13 protein-coding genes and 2 pseudogenes are annotated in these 15,602 nt (G+C 60.5%); 2 read left to right on the forward strand and 13 right to left on the reverse strand.

The window, feature by feature from the left end:
* The first annotated feature begins 98 nt into the window (after positions 1 to 98).
* Positions 99 to 1,025: a LysR substrate-binding domain-containing protein gene (locus AU511_RS10220; protein WP_094109586.1), complete on the forward strand. Its 927-nt coding sequence runs from the start codon at positions 99 to 101 to the stop codon at positions 1,023 to 1,025.
* A gap of 194 nt (positions 1,026 to 1,219) precedes the next feature.
* Here the strand turns inward: AU511_RS10220 and AU511_RS10225 are convergent, their stop codons facing one another.
* The 13 genes and pseudogenes from AU511_RS10225 to AU511_RS10285 all read right to left on the reverse strand — a co-directional run bounded on the left by AU511_RS10225 (position 1,220) and on the right by AU511_RS10285 (position 14,921).
* Entirely contained in the window at positions 1,220 to 2,083 is an 864-nt protein-coding gene (locus AU511_RS10225; protein ID WP_094100050.1) for a YicC/YloC family endoribonuclease, read from the reverse strand.
* A gap of 209 nt (positions 2,084 to 2,292) precedes the next feature.
* The gene (locus tag AU511_RS10230; protein ID WP_094100051.1) at positions 2,293 to 3,201 is read right to left on the reverse strand and encodes a LysR family transcriptional regulator; all 909 of its coding nucleotides are present in this window, start codon (positions 3,199 to 3,201) and stop codon (positions 2,293 to 2,295) included.
* Between the two features lie 402 nt (positions 3,202 to 3,603).
* Positions 3,604 to 4,566, reverse strand: a complete 963-nt coding sequence (locus tag AU511_RS10235; RefSeq protein WP_167372019.1) for an isoaspartyl peptidase/L-asparaginase family protein — start codon at positions 4,564 to 4,566, stop codon at positions 3,604 to 3,606.
* Positions 4,567 to 4,657: 91 nt separating this feature from the next.
* Positions 4,658 to 5,477, reverse strand: a pseudogene (locus tag AU511_RS10240) (M55 family metallopeptidase).
* 10 nt (positions 5,478 to 5,487) lie between these two features.
* Positions 5,488 to 6,545 (reverse strand): annotated as a pseudogene (locus AU511_RS10245) (DmpA family aminopeptidase).
* A gap of 10 nt (positions 6,546 to 6,555) precedes the next feature.
* The gene (locus AU511_RS10250; RefSeq protein ID WP_094100054.1) at positions 6,556 to 7,455 is read right to left on the reverse strand and encodes an ABC transporter permease subunit; all 900 of its coding nucleotides are present in this window, start codon (positions 7,453 to 7,455) and stop codon (positions 6,556 to 6,558) included.
* An 11-nt stretch (positions 7,456 to 7,466) separates the two neighbouring features.
* Positions 7,467 to 8,387: an ABC transporter permease gene (locus tag AU511_RS10255; protein WP_094100055.1), complete on the reverse strand. Its 921-nt coding sequence runs from the start codon at positions 8,385 to 8,387 to the stop codon at positions 7,467 to 7,469.
* 17 nt (positions 8,388 to 8,404) lie between these two features.
* Entirely contained in the window at positions 8,405 to 9,946 is a 1,542-nt protein-coding gene (locus AU511_RS10260; protein WP_094100056.1) for a glutathione ABC transporter substrate-binding protein, read from the reverse strand.
* A 41-nt stretch (positions 9,947 to 9,987) separates the two neighbouring features.
* On the reverse strand, positions 9,988 to 11,865 hold the full coding sequence (locus AU511_RS10265) for an ABC transporter ATP-binding protein (protein ID WP_094109588.1): 1,878 nt from the start codon (positions 11,863 to 11,865) through the stop codon (positions 9,988 to 9,990).
* A gap of 20 nt (positions 11,866 to 11,885) precedes the next feature.
* Positions 11,886 to 12,851, reverse strand: coding sequence for an N-acetyl-D-Glu racemase DgcA (gene dgcA, locus AU511_RS10270; protein WP_094109589.1), 966 nt, complete (start codon positions 12,849 to 12,851; stop codon positions 11,886 to 11,888).
* A gap of 4 nt (positions 12,852 to 12,855) precedes the next feature.
* Positions 12,856 to 13,863: an N-acetyltransferase DgcN gene (dgcN, locus tag AU511_RS10275; RefSeq protein ID WP_094109590.1), complete on the reverse strand. Its 1,008-nt coding sequence runs from the start codon at positions 13,861 to 13,863 to the stop codon at positions 12,856 to 12,858.
* A 319-nt stretch (positions 13,864 to 14,182) separates the two neighbouring features.
* A complete protein-coding gene (locus AU511_RS10280; RefSeq protein ID WP_094100060.1) occupies positions 14,183 to 14,524 on the reverse strand; it encodes a DUF202 domain-containing protein in 342 nt (113 codons plus the stop codon).
* Between the two features lie 10 nt (positions 14,525 to 14,534).
* Positions 14,535 to 14,921, reverse strand: coding sequence for a YidH family protein (locus AU511_RS10285; protein WP_094109591.1), 387 nt, complete (start codon positions 14,919 to 14,921; stop codon positions 14,535 to 14,537).
* Between the two features lie 189 nt (positions 14,922 to 15,110).
* Here AU511_RS10285 and rph point away from each other — a divergent pair.
* On the forward strand, positions 15,111 to 15,602 hold a 492-nt coding region (rph, locus tag AU511_RS10290), incomplete at its 3' end, for a ribonuclease PH (RefSeq protein WP_094109592.1).

Here is a 15,602-nt window from a genome sequence, read left to right on the forward strand (position 1 = left end):
GTTGTGCTTGTGTATAAGGATTATTTATTCCGGAGAGGCGCTTGAAAAACGGATAAAAAGCTCACCTAATGTGAGTAAAACTCACAATGGAGACGGTTATGTCTTTACCTCCTCTTTATGCACTGCGCGCGTTTGAGGCTGCAGCACGCATGGAGTCTTTTAGTAAAGCGGCAAATATACTCAACATCACTCCGGGTGCAGTGAGCAGGCATATCCGAACGTTGGAAGGGTGGTTTGGCTGCGAGCTCTTCGAAAGACGTGGCCCGAGAGTCAGAGTTAACGATGCGGGCACTGCTCTGGCCGCCCAGTTGACAGAAGGCTTCATGACCATAGAGAGGGCCTGTTTGGCATTCAATAGTCACAGCCAGTCCCTGCGCTTAAAAACGCCGTCAACGCTTACTATGCGATGGCTTCTCGACGTCCTTAACGCTTTTCGCGAGCGCTATGATAAGCCTCAAATAGAGATAACCAGCGTCTGGATGGATACCGATGCCGTTGATTTCAGTCGTGAACCTTATGATTGTGCGATCCTGTTAGGCAACGGAGATTTTGGCAAATCAACCAATAGCAGGCTGCTGTTCCGCGAATGGCTGATTCCCATCTGCTCTCCCTCAATGCTCGAAGCTGCCCAAAAAACACTCCCTGAGTGCGATTTGATTCATCCCTCACCAGACCGGCGCGATTGGAGGAGGTGGCTAAAAGGAACGGGGCTTTTTCCAGGACTCAACGTGAATGGAGGAAAAGTCTTCGACACGTTGGAACAAGGAAATATTGCCGCTCTGAGCGGACATGGCGTGTCTGTCGGTGACCTACTGCTCAGCCTGGCGGCAATAGATAGCGGCCTCCTTGTTCTGCCATTCAAGGAAGTGATTGCGACTGGCGACGGTTACTACCTTGTCTGGCCAAGAAATTCTACTAAAAACAATAACATTGACATCCTTTATGACTGGTTAAAACAGAAAGCCCCGAGGCTGCCGAATTTCGACCTGAGGTATCATGACGAGCACGACGATAATATCGTCTGAGCGGGAAAGGGCATCCGAATTCGCTCATCCACACTGCATTAAATCTGTTTTTCTCACATAGCCGATTCAGGATGGGCGACTTCTGGAAGCGGGCATGGCTACTACGGCAGAGTGTTAGTAGGCGAAAGACATTGATGGCAACAAAAACGCCCTAAAAACAGGGCGTTGTAGCATCCAGTGGAGCAGGGTGGAAATTATTCGATATTCTGAATCTGTTCCCGCATCTGCTCGATTAGCACCTTCAGCTCGATGGCGGAGGCGGTGACGTCTGAGTTAATGGATTTGGAGGCCAGCGTGTTGGACTCGCGGTTGAACTCCTGCATCATGAAGTCCAAACGGCGGCCGACGGCTTCCTGCTTGTTAAGGATTTTGTAGGTTTCCTTCACGTGCGCTTCCAGGCGGTCCAGCTCTTCGGCGACATCGACGCGTTGCGCCATCAGCACCAGCTCCTGCTCCAACCGGTTGTTCTCCAGCTGTACCTGCGCGTCTTCCAGTTTGCTGACCAGCTTTTCACGCTGCCATTGCAGGATGTTCGGCATGTGTGCGCGAACTTTGACGACTTCGGCGCTGACGCCAGCCAGACGCTGTTCGATCAGCGCTTTCAGCGCGTTGCCTTCGCTTTCGCGGGCGGCGATGAAGTCATCCAGCGCGCCGTCCAGCGCCTGCATCAGCTCGGCGCTGATAGCGTCAAGATCTTGCTCTTCCGCCGCCATCACGCCCGGCCAGCGCAGGATATCGACCGGGTTAATTTCCCCTTCGTCGCTCTGCATCTTGACCCACTGCGCGGCTTCCACCAGCTGTTTTGCCAGCCGTTCGTTCATGATCAACGAACCCTGCGCGCGCGGATCCAGCTCGAAGCGCAGGTTGCATTCGATTTTGCCGCGCGTCAGCCGGTTGCGAATTCGTTCGCGAACCACGGGCTCCAGACTGCGAAACTGCTCCGGTAAACGGATGTAGGTTTCCAGATAACGTTGGTTAACGGAACGCAGCTCCCAGGCTGCGCTTCCCCACTCGCCTTTGATTTCTCGTCGTGCGTAAGCGGTCATGCTACGGATCATCGGTGCATACCTGTCAGAAAATGATGGAAGGATTATAACGTCGCGGGATACGTCATGATAGCAAAAGCGGTCCGGCGCGGAGACGTGTGATCGGATTCAAAATACGCGCATTGGGTATCAGGGAATAACGGCAGGTAAATGAAAGGCACAAGAGTGACGTTGAGCACTGTTGGCAACGCCGCCGCTCGGCGGCGCTGACGTTCAGTATGTCACGCCGCGATCAGGAAAGAAGCACACTGATTGGCCAGCTCGGCGCACTTGTGTTTCAGCACCTGCTTCAGCTGTAGCGCCTCGCGCGACTGTGGCGTGTCGCGACGGCTGATCATCATCACCTCGAACGGCAAGGGCTGAATAATCGGGACGATTTTAAGCTGGTCGGTGTAACGGCGCGCGGTGAACAAATCCACGATCCCGGTGCCGCCGCCGGCCAGCACCATATCGGCGATGACGGAATAGGTTTTGATGAACAGGGCGGCGGCCGGTTGCAGGCCGCGGTCGTTCAGGGCGCGATGAACGACCCGTCCCAACGGATCCTGTTGCTGCATCATTAATAAGTTGTTCTGACACAACCATTCCAGCGAGACGGGGCCTTGCTGCGGGCTGTCTTTTGGCAACAGTGCCACCATTGTGGACTGGCACAGCGGTTCGGCGACCAAATCAGACGGTACCTGCTGGCCGAAGACCAGCGCCAGATCCAGCTGATGCTGCTGTATATCCTGACACAGCGTGCTGAAGTGTTCGGTCACCAGTTCCACGTTTACCCGCGACGACTGCTGGTGAAAGGCTACCATCGCCGGCGCCACAATCATCTGGCCGAAGGCATGCGCCGCGCCCAGACGCACCGTCTGACTTTGTCCTTTGCGAATTTGTTCCGTCAGTGAATTGATGGATTGCAGCTGTTCATACAGCGTCTGCACTTGCGGGATCAGTCTGTGGCCTTCGTCCGTGACGACCATGCCTTGCGTCCGGCGCTCGAACAGGGCAAAACCAAGCTGCTGCTCGGCGTGATTCAGCACGCGGCTGACGTTCGGTTGAGAGACATTCAGTAAGCGCGCCGCGCCGCTAATGGTGCCGGCCTGAAGAATGGCCTGAAAAACTTCGATATGGCGTAGTCGCATAGCCTGAACCTTAAGTCATTTTGCTGAGTGTGGCGGGTGGAAATCGAACCGTCGGAGGCGAAACGCATCAAACTGACTGTTGCAAATGCAACATTTGCGCCATGTCGTTATTCGTTAGGGTAGAAAACGGCGCAGGCCCGCGCGCAAGGTAAGGGATACGTGGCGGCGGGCAGGGCGTCGTCGGTAGGGATCGCTGATTTACTCCATGATGGTGCGTCAATTCTCATCGCCAGGCTGCACTGCACCAAAATGGTGAAATTAAGTGCGGGACACGCGTCACCGGGAGATAGAGAGGGCACGACAGCTCGGTCGCCACCCGTCTGCCCGGTGTTGGGCTGCCACCCCTGATAGAGGAGGGCGTCGTAGGCAACAGATACTCGCCCCGGGGGGCGAGCCTAACGGTCACCGATAAATATCGACCACCGGTTCCGCGCCGACGTAGCCATAGCCGCGGTACATCCCCTCGCTGTTAAAGGTCAGGGCGATATTACCGGCGTGGTCGACGGCGATCAGGCCACCGCTGCCGCCGAGCGCCAGCACTTTATCCATGACAACCCGTTCGGCGGCCTGCGCCAGCGGCAGTCCCGCATACTCCATCAGCGCGGAAACGTCGTAGGCGGCTAACACGCGCATAAACACTTCGCCGGTGCCGGTGCAGGACACGGCGACGGTCTGGTTATTGGCATAGCAGCCTGCGCCGATCACCGGTGAGTCGCCCACGCGCCCGACCTGTTTGTTGGTCATGCCGCCGGTCGATGTCGCCGCCGCCAGATTGCCCGCCGCATCCAGCGCCACGGCCCCGACGGTGCCGTATTTATTGTGCGGATCGATCGGATCGCCGCCGTATGCGTTGCCTGCGCCGTCGTGATCCAGCACGATCCTGCCGCCGTCGGCCTGCGCCTGTAGCAACTGCTCATAGCGGTCGTCGGTGAAGAAGAAGTCTGACTCAACCATCTCCAGACCTTGTTGATGGGCGAAGCTTTCCGCGCCTTCGGCGGTCAACATGACGTGTGGACTGTGTTCCAGCACCTGGCGGGCGGCCAGTATCGGGTTGCGGATGTGGCTGACGCCCGCTACGGCGCCCGCCTCCAGTGTTCGCCCGTCCATCATGCTGGCATCAAGCTCGTGCGTGCCTTCGTGGGTAAAGACCGAGCCTTTGCCAGCGTTAAACAGCGGACACTCTTCCAGCCGCCGTACGGCTTCGGTCACCGCATCCAGCGCGCTGCCGTGGTTGGACAGCACGTCCTGTCCGCCGCGCACGATCTCCTGCAACGCGGCGCGATAGCGCTGTTCTTTCTCGCTGTTCATCGCGGCACGGGCGATAGCGCCTGCGCCGCCGTGAATAACAATCACCGGTTTCATGATGTTCCTCATCGGGAGCGGGAGCGCGTCGTCGTGAGTCCGCGCCCCTGGTGTGCGTGTCGGTCTGACGATGGCGTCAGACCGAGCGTTGGATTCAGTTCTGGGTCGAGGCCAGATAGGAGAAGGCGCACAGCAGATTGATGATCTCCGCCATGTCAGGCGCGCTGTACCCGACGGTGATGGCATCGACTCGCTCGACGTTGGGGATCAGGCAGAACAGATCGGCCATCACCGGTTTCGCTACCATGACCTCCAGGCGATAGGGCGGTTGCAGGCGAGTCGTTTGCTCCTGATGTGCCTGCTGAACGGCGTGGGTCGCCGCCTGACGAATGGCGTTGCGGGCTTCCTCCGGACTCAGAGATTCGGCCGCCGTCTGGGAAATGGCGCGTTTCACGCAGGCGAAGCCCGCCGCCGGGTAGTAGCGCTGAATCCACTGCTGTAAGACGTCGTCGCCGCTCACCAGCCACAGCGGTGTATCCAGCTCGGCGCCCGCGGCGGCATAAATATCGCTTTCTCCCATCACTTCGCCGTTGATTTTGACGCGATAGAACGCGCGGCTGTTGATGGTGTGCGCCAATACGCCGAATTCACCGGCGGCGGTGTGATAGCCGATAAACATCAGTCCGTCGAACGGACCTTCCTGCAGACCTTCCACCATCGAGAGTCCGCGTGGTTTGCCCTGCACCAGACGGGCACGCGGGTCGATGTTGTCCGCTCGCAGGTTGGTCATGGACGCATGGCTGTCGGCGACCACCACCTCGCTGGCACCCCCAGCGAAGGCGCCTCGATGGCGGCATTCACTTCCTGTTCCATTAGCGCGCGCGCCAGCGCGTATTCCGGGTGGCCGGGGCTGCACTGTTCCGGGCGCATGACGCCGGCAACGCCTCTATATCCGCTGAAATAAAGACTCTCATGATAATTTCCTCAATCAAAAACGTGTTGCGCCAGCTTGTCCAGCACCTGCGGCAGCGCTGGGCGGAAGTGGTCGCGGAAGCCGGTGACGGGTTCCGCCTGTAACAGCGCGTCCAGCACCGCATGTTCCGTGGCGTCCGCCGCCGCGCTGAGCAGCGGCTCCAGCCGTTCGTCGTCGGGCGCTCCGGCGTCGCGCAGGTGGAAAACGCGACGGCGATATCGCCGGAGCCGTGGCCCCAATAGCTCCCCAGCCGTCCCAGACCCGCGCCCGCGCGTTTGGCGATGCGGCTCAGTTGGCGAGCGTCCAGCGGCGCGTTCGTCGCCATAATAATGATGATAGATCCCGCGTCGCGCTGTGGCGCCAGTTCCGGCAGGAGCGGGGCGATAGCCTGTCCCATCGGCACGCCGTCCAGCGTCAGCGAGGCGAGGGTGCCGAAGTTGGCGAGCACCAATACGCCCAGCGTCGCGTCCATATCGGCGATGTGCCGCGACGCCGTGCCGATGCCGCCTTTCAGGCCGAAGCAGCTCATCCCGCGACCGGCACCCACGCTGCCGCGTGCGAAAGCGGCCGTCGCCTCGTCCAGCGCCGACTGCGCCATCGATTCGGTCACGGCCAGCGCCTGAATATCGTTCAACCAGCCATCGTTGCACTCCAGCGCCAGCGGATTGACGGTCGGCAGTGAACGCCCCAGCTCCGGGTTGCGGCGGATGGCGTCGCGCACCAACGTGGTGAATAGCGTCCCGACGGCCAGCGTATTGCTAAGCAGTATCGGGGTTTGTAACTGTCCCAGCTCTTCTATCTGCACCAGACCGACGGGTTTGGCGAAGCCGTTGAGCACCGCCGCGCCGCAGGGCAGGGGATGGGTGAAGAGATTGCCGCCGGGCGGCACGATGGCGGTGACGCCGGTTTGGATCTCGCCCTGCGCCAGCGTGCTGTGGCCGACGCGAACGCCGGGCACATCGCCAAGCGCATTGTGCGGACCGCTCACGAACCGCGGGCAGCCCAACTGACGGTCATCCCGCCAGCGCTGTAGCAGCGCGTTTAGCCGCGCCTGTTGATAAGCGCTCATGCTCGCCTCCTCACCCGTTAAGTTTAGGGTCAAGCGTGTCGCGCAGCGCATCGCCCAGCAGGTTGAACGCCAGCACCGAGAAGAAGATGGCGAGGCCAGGGAATACGCTGACGTGCCACTGTCCAGCCATCATCATGCTGCGGCTCATCGCCAGCACGTTGCCCCACTCGGGGACATCCGGCTCCGGCCCCAGACCGATGAAGCTCAGGCTGGCGGCGGTCAGAATGCTGGTGCCGATTCGCATGGTGAAATAGACGATCACGTTGGACAGCGTGCCGGGCAGGATGTGGCGCAGCAGGATGATACGGTCCGGCGCACCGGCGCAGCGCACCGCTTCGACGTAGGCCGCCTGTTTTAACGACAGCGTCGAGGCGCGCACGATACGGGCGAAGACCGGCACGCTGAATACGGCCACGGCGATAATCACGTTGTTCAGCCCCGGCCCGAGGATGGCGACGACCGCAATCGCCAGCAGCATCCCAGGGAAGGCGAACAGCACGTCCGAACCGCGCATGATCAGCATGTCCACCCAGCGGCCGTAGTAGCCCGCCAGCAGACCCAGCGCGATGCCCGCCAGCATGCCCAGCGTGACGGAAAAAATGCCGATATAGAGCGAGATACGCGCGCCGTAGATGATGCGGCTCATCACATCGCGGCCCAGATCGTCAGTGCCCATCCAATGGCCGGCGGACGGCGGAGAGGACAGCGCCATCCAGTCCGACTCCAGCGGGTTGTACGGCGCCAGCCAGGGCGCGAACACCGCTACCAGAATCAGAAACAGGATGAATCCGCCCGATATCATCGCCATCGGATTGCGTCGCAGGGCTTGCCAGAAGTCGCGCCACGGTGAACGAAGGGGCGTCGCGTCAAGCGGGGAGGCGGCTACGGCAGGTTCAGTAGGCAGTGTCATGGTCGTGGCTCCTAACGCAGGCGGATCGCTGGGTTGACCACCGCGTACAGCAGGTCGACCAGCAGATTAATCAAAATGAATTCAAACACGAACAGCATGACCAGCGCCTGAATCACCGGCTGGTCCTGCGTTTTGATGGATTCGATCAGCAGCCAGCCAAGGCCCGGCCAGCTGAATACGCTTTCCACCACGATGGAGCCGCCGAGCAGGAAACCGAACTGTAGCCCGAGCATGGTGATGACCGGGATCAGCGCATTGCGCATGACGTGTTTCCAAACGATCAGTCGGCTGCGCAGCCCTTTGGCTCTGGCGGTGCGCACGAAATCTTCCTGCATGACCTCCATAAAGGCCGAGCGGGTAAAGCGGGCCATCACCGCCGCCACCGACGCGCCCAGCGTCAGTGCCGGAAGAATCAGGTCGGACGGCTGGTTAAAGCCGCCGACGGAAAAGACGCCGAACGGCATGGCGACAAACTGGATGAGCAACAGACCTAGCCAGAAGGGCGGCATCGAAATGCCGCCCACGGCTAAACTCATCAATGACCAGTCCTGCCAGCGGCCGCGCTTCAGCGCAGACAACACGCCGATCAGCAGACCGAGCACCACCGACCAGGCGAAGCCGGCCAGCGCCAGATACAGCGTCGGCATGAAGCTCTTCTGAATGACGCCAAGCACCGGCTGCTGGGTGCGATAGGTCACGCCCAGGTCGCCGTGCGCCAGACCGCCAAGCCAGTTGAGATACTGCTGCGGCAGCGGATCGTTAAGCCCCAAGTGCTGGCGGGCGGCTTCCACTGTTTCCAGCGTGGCGTCGGGACCGGCGTAGAGCCGCGCCGGATCGCCCGGCAGCAGCTTGATGAAACCGAATACCAACAGGGAGACCACCAGCAGTACCGGGATCATTTCCAGCAAACGTCGAATTAAATAGGCAAACATGGCGCTCCCCTGTGTGATTACTTGAACTGAGCCTGATCGAAGATCAGCGAACCATCGGCCAGCATGTAAACGCCGGACAGATTTTTGGCTTTACCGACCAGATTGTCCGGCGCCCCCAGGAAGACGACAGGCGCATCTTTCCAAATCAGCTTCTGCGCTTCGGCGTAAGCGGCGGCGCGTTTGCCTGCATCGGCGGTCGCCAGACCGTCGGCGATCGCTTTATCCGTGGCCGGGCTGCTGTAGTAAGAGACGTTGTACGACGTCGGCACCCAGGATTCGGTGGCGTACAGCGGACGCAGCGCCCAGTCGGCATCGCCGGTTGACGGAGACCAGCCGTTGTAGAACAGATCGAATTCGGCTTTCTTCGGATCGGTCACGCCCCACAGCTTCTGGTCGCGCATCCCGGAATCCATCGGCGTCACGGTGACCTTGATGCCGACCTGCTCCAGCTGCTGCTTGAAGAACTGCGCGCTGCGGATGTAGTCGGTGCGGTTGGTGGTCCACAGTTTCAGCGTCAACCCATTGCCGTAGCCCGCTTCTTTCAGCAGCGCCTTGGCTTTCGCCGGGTTGTAGCTGTAGTTCGGTTCGGTCTGCGGTTGGAAGAATTGCACGTTCGGCGCCATCGGCGACTGGGCGGTCGTGCCCAAACCGGCAAAGCTGACTTTCAGCCAGATATCGCGGTTGATGGCGTAGTTGAGCGCCTGACGTACGCGGACGTCTTTTAGCGCGGCGCTCTGGTTATTCATCGCGATCCAGTACAGGTAGATCCCGGCGTCGCTCTGAATAGCCAGTTTGCTGTCGCTTTTCACGGTATTCACCAGATCGGACGGCAGCGGATAAGCCACATCGGTCTGACCCGCCTTCAGCGAGGCCACGCGGGTAGAATCTTCCGGCGCAGGGTAGAAGGTTACGCTGTCGACTTTCGGCCAGCCTTGCTGCCAGTAGTGGTCATATTTCACTAATTTGACATCTTTCCCCTGCTGCCACTCGGTGAACTTGAACGGGCCGGTGCCGACCGGATGCACGCGCAGCTGGGCTTCGTCCGGATACTGTTTTAGCGCCGCCGGGCTGTGCATGACCGCCGACGGGTGCGCCAGCGTGTTGATAAACGCGCCGAAAGATTCGTTTAGTTCGATTTTGACTTGCGAAGGCGAAAGCACCGTCACGCTTTTGATCATCTTGAACAGGCTGTTGCGCTTCAGGCCTTTGCTTTGGTCGCTCAGGCGATCCAGGTTGGCTTTGACAGCGTCGGCGTTGAACGGCGTGCCGTCCTGAAAGGTCACGCCGTCGCGCAGCGTAAGGGTGAATTCGGTGGCGTGATCGTTGCTGGTGTAGCCGGTGGCGAGTCTGGGCACCAGTTTCATCGTGTTGTCGAACTGGAACAGACGCTCGAAGATACCGCTCTGCACGGAGTAGCTCAGCGTATCTGACGTGTCGTGCGGATCTAGCCCGGTGATATCGGCATACATGGAAACGCGTAAATCCTGCGCCTGAGCGGCCGCCGCCAGACACAGGGATAGCCCAAGGACGGCGGTGGAGCGGCGAAGTCGTAATTGCATGGTGTGTCTCCTGCGTGAGGTTGTGGTGCGAATAAGCGTTTTTATGTGTTGTTTTCGTGAGTGCTGACCCAGTGGTGCGGCGCGACCTGGCGATACTTTGCCTTGGCGACTTTCTCGCTGGCTTTTTTCAGCGGGGAAGGCATTTCGCTGTCGTCGAGCTGACGTGCGGTGCGATGAAGGGGATCGGCCACCGGCACCGCGGACAGCAGACGGCGGGTATACGGGTGCTGCGGGTTATTAAACACGGACTGACGAGGGCCGATTTCCACAATTTGCCCGAGGTACATGACCGCCACGCGGTTGGCGATGCGTTCCACGACCGCCATATCATGGGAAATAAAAATCCACGACACGCCGGTCTTCTGTTGTAAATCCATCATCAGGTTGACGACCTGAGCCTGAATAGATACGTCCAGCGCGGACACCGCCTCGTCAGCGATAATCACTGCCGGTTTCAGCGCCATGGCGCGGGCAATCGCAATGCGCTGGCGCTGCCCACCCGAAAATTCATGCGGGTAGCGCTGGGCGTGCTTCGGCTCGAGACCGACGCTTTTCAACAGCGCCTGCACCTGGGGCGTCGCCTCTTCCAGCGACTTCACCAGCCCGTGCAGCATCAGCGGCTCAGCGATGGTGAATCCGACGGTCAGACGCGGATTGAGCGAGGCGTAGGGGTCTTGAAACACCATCTGCATCTTGCGGCGCAGCGGTTGAAACGCCTTATCCCGCATCAGCGAAACTTCTTTGCCTTGAAACTGAATGCTTTCGGATTCGCTGTCGACCAGCCGCAGCAGCGCGCGGCCGGTGGTGGATTTGCCGCAGCCGCTTTCGCCGACAATCGCCAGCGTTTCACCCGGCCAGACGCTGAAATCGATCTGCTCCACCGCATGGACGTGGTGGGTGACGTGAGACAAGATGCCGGTGCGTACCGGGTAGTAAACCTTGAGGCCGCGGATATCCAACAGCGGCGGCGCATCGTAGCGCGCGGTGATATGGTCGCTTTCCGGCGTTTTCTGGCGCTGGCCCAGCAGCGGGAAACGTCGAGGCCAGCGGCTGTTTTCCATGTCGCCCAGTTTCGGTACGGCGGCCAGTAGCGCCTGGGTGTAGGGGTGCTGCGGCGCGGTGAAAATCGCCTCGACCGTCCCCTCTTCGACCACTTCGCCGCGGTACATCACCACAACCCGGTCGGCGATTTCTGCCACAACGCCCATATCGTGGGTGATAAACAGCACGGCCATGTCGCTCTGCTGTTGCAGGTTGCGCAGGATTTGCAGAATGCGCGCCTGTACGGTGACGTCCAGCGCCGTCGTCGGTTCATCGGCGATCAGCAACTGCGGATCGCAGGCCAGCGCCTGCGCAATCATCACCCGCTGGCGCATGCCCCCGGACAGCGAGTGCGGATAGCTGTTCATCACCCGGTCAACGTCGGCGATACGCACTTTGCGCAGCAGCGCTCGCGCCTTGCCGTCGGCCGCCGCCGCATCGCAGATCTGATGATCTAACAGCGCTTCAGTCAGCTGATCGCCGACCTTCAGCACGGGGTTCAGGGAGGTCATCGGTTCCTGAAAGATCATCGCCATTTCACGGCCGCGCAGTTGGCGGCGGGCGTCGTCTTTCATTTGCAGCAGCGAGTGCTGTTCGCCGCCGCGCGTGGTAAAGCGAATCGCCCCGCGCTCGATGCGCGCGGCGTTAGCCAGCAGGCCCATGACCGTCAGCGAGGTCACGGATTTACCCGAGCCGCTTTCGCCCACGACGGCCACCACTTCACCTTTATTCAGCGTGAAAGAGACGCCTTTCAGCGCCAAATGGTTGCCGGAGCGGCCGTTAAAGCTGACGCTCAGGTCGTGGATTTCCAGCACCGGACGCGGCGCGTTGCCGGATGCTGTGGCGGTGGTCGGCTTTGTGGACTGGGTATCCGTCATCGTCACTCCGGGGTTTGTGGTTATAGCCAAATGCGGCCGAGGTTGTAGGTCAAATAAGGGGCGCTGTCCGCCGCCAGCCAGATAGGGCCGTCCAGATCGACATGAATGGCGCTGAGCGTGACCGGTAGCGCGGCTTCCATCGCCAGCGAAGAGCCGAGCATGCAGCCGATCATGATGCGCAGACCGCACCGTTTGGCTTCATTGACCATCGCCAGCGCTTCGGTCAGGCCGCCGCACTTGTCGAGCTTGATGTTGATCATTTCGTAGCGATCGCGCAGCGCGGCGATGTCTCCGCCGTGATGACAACTTTCATCGGCGCAGATCGGAATCGCGTGGATGAAGTCCGCCAGCGCCTCGTCTTCTCCGGCGGGGAGCGGTTGTTCCACCATGGCGACACGGCAAGCGGCGAGCTGCTGGAGCAGCGGGCCCAGATCGCGCCCTCCCCAGGCTTCGTTGGCGTCGACGATCAGCGTCACGTTAGGCGCTACCTGACGAATAGCCGCCACTTTCTCCACAATCTGCTCGCCGTCCAGCTTGATTTTCAGCAGCAGCGCGCCGCGGGACACCGCGTCAGCGGCGGCCTTGACCATGTTCTCCAACGTGTCGAGGCTGAGCGTTTCGGCGGTGATGACGGACTGCGGCGGCTGAATCGCCAGATGTTGCCATAGTGTCTGTTTGTTCAGGGCTGCGTTGAGCCGCCACAGCGCGCAGTCGATCGCATTGCGCGCGGCGCCCGGCGGCAGTAAAGATTGCAGGTCGTTCAGTGAAAGGCTGCGTTCTACGGCATCTCGCACCGTTTCCAATTGTCGGACGACGCTTTCAGGTGTTTCCTGGTAGTGGGCCGTCGGCGTGCATTCGCCGCGGCCGATAAAGCCGCGTTCTTCCAACGTGACCCGCACCACGGTGATGGCGGTACGCGTACCGCGAGAGATGGCGAACGGGCGAGCCAGAGGCAATTCCACGGTTTCGATCTGCATCTGTCGCATCGGCTTACTCCTGTTCTTTCAACAGCGCGGCGATGTCCTGCATGCCGAAACGGACGGAGTCAGTCGCCGGTACGCCAAAGCGTCGGCTGATCTCCTGGCAGTAGTCGCGCGCTTCCTGTTCAGTGTAGTGGGAGGTGTTGATGGCGAAACCGGCCAGCTTCACTTCCGGGCTGGTGACGCGTGCGGCGCGCAGGTTGGCTTCCACGCACTCCTCCAGACTCACCATCGGCTGGTGCGGCAGGTGACGCATGTGCGGGCGGCCCATCTCGTGACACATCACCAGCCAGTGAGGCTGAGCGCCGTGGATCAAGCCGGTGCTGACGCCTGCATAAGAGGGGTGAAACAGGGAACCCTGACCTTCCACGATATCCCAGTGGTCGTCGTCGTTGGCGGGGGACAGCGCTTCGGCGGCCCCGGCGATGAAGTCGGCGATTACCGCATCTATCGCGATCCCTTCACCGGCAACGAGCACCCCGGTCTGGCCGGTGGCGCGGAAGTCCGCCTTCATGCCCAGATCGCGCATCGCCGCTTCCAGCGCCAGCGAGGTGTACATTTTGCCGACGGAGCAGTCGGTGCCGACGGTCAGTACGCGCTTGCCGCCACGTTTTTCGCCGGAGCCGACGGACAGTTCCGGGCGCATGTGGCGGATGTCGAACAGCTGTACCTGATGTTTCTCTGCCAGCGTCTGCAGGCCGGGTACGTCAACCAGACGCTGGTGCAAGCCGTTGGCGACGTTCATGCCCGCCTCAATGGCGGCACGCACGGTGTCCAGCCAGTGTGACGGCAGGAATCCCCCGGCGTTTGCCGTGCCGAGCACCAGTGTTTTGGCGCCGCGCTCAGCAGCGGCGGCGATATCCACATCGTCCAGACCCAGCGACTGGGTGCTGCCCGGCAGGCGCAGTTGGCCGACGCACTGTTCCGGACGCCACGCGTGAATGCCGCGTGCGGTTTTGATCGCCAGAGGATCGGTCACGTCGCCAAGGAAAAGCAGGTAAGGTTGAGGGATCAGCATAATGTCGTTTCTCATCGTTAATGGAATAAGGCAGAACCTTGGCCGCTCGGGGGACGTCGACATGAACCTGTTTCCATCCAGCGAACCGCCTGTGCACCGTGTCGGCCCGACGTTGCGCTTTGCCATCTTCCGCGTCGTTCGTGCCTGCCGGGGGCCCCGTTCTCTGCCTATGACTATTTCACGATGCCTGAGCGGTGACGAATACTTGTTTGTCGGTGGGGTATAGCCTGAGGGTATAGGTGGGGGTTTATCTATTTCGTTGTTTTAGATAGATAAAATAAGAAGAATGGATGTAGCTACGGTGCGTGATAAACCCGTGTTATAGGGCCACAAGCAGAGAACACAGCGCATGCCCGGCAATCAGCAAAGCAATTAAAACAAAGGCTAGCGTGAATCCACGCATGATGATCGCGCGAGGAATATGGCAGGTTTGCGGTGCGCTGTAGATGGCGTTCAGGCGCAGCGGAACCCAGATGAAAATCGCAAGCGATGCCAGCAAAAGCAGAAGACCGGCGGCCAGCAGCAGCGGTTGGGTGCTTAATGTTCCGGCCTTCAGCAACAGGGCCGTGTTGACCAGCAGCAGGATGGCGGTACGCGACCACGCCAGCACGGTACGTTCCGGCTGAACGCCAGGGTCGCGCGGTAACGGCGAAGAGGACATTGTTTGCGCCCTACAGTTGCATGATCAGCAGCGCGAGTGCGATGGCGACTGCGCCAAGTCCGCAGGCGAAGACGACCAGCAGGGAGGTATACGGCAAAGGAAGGCCGTGGCGCATCGCCCGTTCATTGCCCGCCCAGCGCCGGTAGGCCATCCCGGCCATCAGCGCCGCGGCCAGAGCCAACAGCACGGCAATCCCTTGTCGTACGGCAGGCGACGCCAGCGTGGTCGTAAACTGATCGATGGCGACCGCGCCAGCCAGCAGGGCCAGCGCGGTGCGGATCCAGGCGAGAAACGTGCGTTCGTTGGCCAGAGAAAAACGGTAATCCGGCGCTGTTCCCTGCTGCTGCCAGGGGCGTTGGGTATGAGGATCTTGGTCGGTTTGTCGCACGTCATGCATGGCGTAAATTCACTGACTGTTGAAAAGTTGAGCTAACAGTTTACATGCCGAAAGGCGGTGGCTCCAGCCGTTCGGGACGTTGTCGCTGGCGCTATTCGCGCCCGCTTTTAATCCGCCGGGCCGGTAGGCAGGGCCGGGTGAAGTCCGTATAATGCGCGCCAGTCAACATTCACCCGCCGGAGAGAAGCCATGCGCCCTACAGGCCGAAGTGCACAACAGATACGCCCGCTCACGTTAACCCGCCATTACACCAAACACGCTGAAGGTTCCGTCCTCGTCGAATTCGGCGACACCAAAGTGTTGTGTAATGCCACGGTGGAAGAAGGCGTACCGCGCTTTTTAAGAGGGCAGGGCAAGGGTTGGGTGACCGCGGAATACGGCATGCTGCCGCGTTCGACGCACACTCGTAATGCGCGCGAAGCCTCACGCGGCAAACAGGGCGGACGCACGCTGGAGATCCAGCGCCTGATCGCCCGTTCTCTGCGCGCAGCGCTCGATCTGAAAACGCTGGGCGAATATACCATCACGCTAGACTGCGATGTCTTGCAGGCCGACGGCGGCACGCGTACCGCCTCCATCACCGGCGCCTGCGTAGCGCTGGCTGATGCGCTGAATGCGATGGTCGCTAACGGCAAACTCAAGAAAAACCCGCTGAAAGGGATGGTGGCCGCGGTCTCCGTC

The sequence above is a fragment of the Lonsdalea iberica genome (assembly GCF_002111585.1).
GTDB lineage: Bacteria > Pseudomonadota > Gammaproteobacteria > Enterobacterales > Enterobacteriaceae > Lonsdalea > Lonsdalea iberica.

What these genes read in the sequence shown, in the direction of transcription:
- AU511_RS10220 (WP_094109586.1), top strand. Translation starts at nt 99, where the DNA reads ATGTCTTTACCTCCTCTTTATGCACTGCGCGCGTTTGAGGCTGCAGCA.
- AU511_RS10225 (WP_094100050.1), bottom strand. Translation starts at nt 2,083, where the DNA reads ATGATCCGTAGCATGACCGCTTACGCACGACGAGAAATCAAAGGCGAG.
- AU511_RS10230 (WP_094100051.1), bottom strand. Translation starts at nt 3,201, where the DNA reads ATGCGACTACGCCATATCGAAGTTTTTCAGGCCATTCTTCAGGCCGGC.
- AU511_RS10250 (WP_094100054.1), bottom strand. Translation starts at nt 7,455, where the DNA reads ATGACACTGCCTACTGAACCTGCCGTAGCCGCCTCCCCGCTTGACGCG.
- AU511_RS10255 (WP_094100055.1), bottom strand. Translation starts at nt 8,387, where the DNA reads ATGTTTGCCTATTTAATTCGACGTTTGCTGGAAATGATCCCGGTACTG.
- AU511_RS10260 (WP_094100056.1), bottom strand. Translation starts at nt 9,946, where the DNA reads ATGCAATTACGACTTCGCCGCTCCACCGCCGTCCTTGGGCTATCCCTG.
- AU511_RS10265 (WP_094109588.1), bottom strand. Translation starts at nt 11,865, where the DNA reads ATGACGGATACCCAGTCCACAAAGCCGACCACCGCCACAGCATCCGGC.
- dgcA (WP_094109589.1), bottom strand. Translation starts at nt 12,851, where the DNA reads ATGCGACAGATGCAGATCGAAACCGTGGAATTGCCTCTGGCTCGCCCG.
- dgcN (WP_094109590.1), bottom strand. Translation starts at nt 13,863, where the DNA reads ATGCTGATCCCTCAACCTTACCTGCTTTTCCTTGGCGACGTGACCGAT.
- AU511_RS10280 (WP_094100060.1), bottom strand. Translation starts at nt 14,524, where the DNA reads ATGTCCTCTTCGCCGTTACCGCGCGACCCTGGCGTTCAGCCGGAACGT.
- AU511_RS10285 (WP_094109591.1), bottom strand. Translation starts at nt 14,921, where the DNA reads ATGCATGACGTGCGACAAACCGACCAAGATCCTCATACCCAACGCCCC.